The organism is Escherichia sp. TW14182 (assembly GCF_000208525.1).
GTDB classification, from domain to species: domain Bacteria; phylum Pseudomonadota; class Gammaproteobacteria; order Enterobacterales; family Enterobacteriaceae; genus Escherichia; species Escherichia ruysiae.
Map to the genome: position 1 here is coordinate 1 of NZ_AEJZ01000471.1, position 1409 is coordinate 1409.

Below are 1409 nucleotides of genomic sequence, written 5' to 3' on the forward strand. Positions count from 1 at the left end.
ATGTGCTTGCATATATGCAAAACCAATTCGCTTTTGAGTAATAAAAAATAGTCTTTTATTTGGATGTATGTCAAAAAATAACTCTCACAAAATTCACAAAAAACGAAATTTAATTAACAAAGAAATTATACCTGTGTGCATAATTGCGGATTCCGATATATTCGGGAGAGCTTGGAAAAGGGGGCTATTAAATTGTCAAGCATGTTTATGCTAGCTGCGGGGTATGAAAAGTCCCGTTACGCATCATGGCGAACAAAACACCACAGCGCCGTCTTGCGAGAGCGATAAGTCGTTTTCCCTGGTTTATTTTTGCGTGTGTAGTAAGTCTTAGAGATCGGCTCCCTGAGCACAGTGAAAGCTGACAGGAACAACGCCCGTTTGAGGGTGCCCCGTCTTGGCGGGTGTTCGCCACGTATTGACGAGCCGGAACGTCGGGTTACCGGCACAAGGCCCGCATAAGCAGCGAGATGTGCAGCGGAGTCGAAGGCTTGACAGCCAACCTCTGTGAGGAGTCTGGCTGCGGTCCTGACACCGACTCCGGGCATGCTGGTCAGGACCGGGTAAGGTAAAGTAACACTGAAAATGAATACGACTGACATCGCAAAATAGTGGTAAGGCCTTCAGGGGCTGAGGAATCCCCAGAAAACGAGACAGGCATAGGAGCCTGTACATAGATTTGTGTAATTGCCTGATTTTGATATGTTCAATCCAGCATCAAATGAAGGTTAATTTATGGACGAAAAACAGTTACAGGCTCTGGCTAACGAACTGGCCAAAAACCTCAAAACCCCTGAAGACCTCAGTCAGTTTGATCGGCTGCTGAAAAAGCTCAGCGTTGAAGCCGCTCTCAATGCAGAAATGACACACCATCTTGGGTATGAGAAAAATCAGTCCAGACCAGGAGCTAACTCCCGCAACGGTTATTCCACAAAGACCGTTATCACAGGCGACGGTCCACTGGAACTGCGTACTCCGCGCGATCGTGACGGTACCTTCGAACCACAACTGGTAAAGAAAAATCAGACCCGTATTACCGGGATGGATAACCAGATCCTCTCGTTGTATGCCAAAGGGATGACCACCCGTGAGATAGCTACTGCGTTCAAAGAACTGTATGACGCAGATGTTTCACCGGCACTGATATCAAAGGTCACCGATGCCGTGATGGAGCAGGTTGTAGAATGGCAAAACAGACCACTGGATGCTGTTTACCCCATTGTTTATCTTGACTGTATCGTCCTGAAAGTTCGGCAGGACAGTAGCGTCATCAACAAATCGGTGTTCCTGGCACTGGGCATCAATATCGAAGGTCAGAAAGAACTGCTGGGTATGTGGCTGGCCGAAAATGAAGGGGCGAAGTTCTGGCTCAATGTGCTGACTGAACCACGGCAGCCTGGCGGCTGCAAATC

General features: G+C 47.9%; 1 protein-coding gene and 1 pseudogene. One reads left to right on the forward strand and one right to left on the reverse strand.

Going from position 1 to position 1409, the window contains the following annotated elements; all coding sequences use genetic code 11:
- Positions 1-205: 205 nt before the first annotated feature.
- A pseudogene (locus tag EQY_RS0123325) lies at positions 206-563 on the reverse strand (transposase); the annotation flags it as partial.
- A 169-nt stretch (positions 564-732) separates the two neighbouring features.
- On the opposite strand from EQY_RS0123325, the gene EQY_RS0123330 reads away from it, so the two are divergent.
- The coding region (locus EQY_RS0123330; RefSeq protein ID WP_000343730.1) for an IS256 family transposase at positions 733-1409 on the forward strand (677 nt) is incomplete at its 3' end.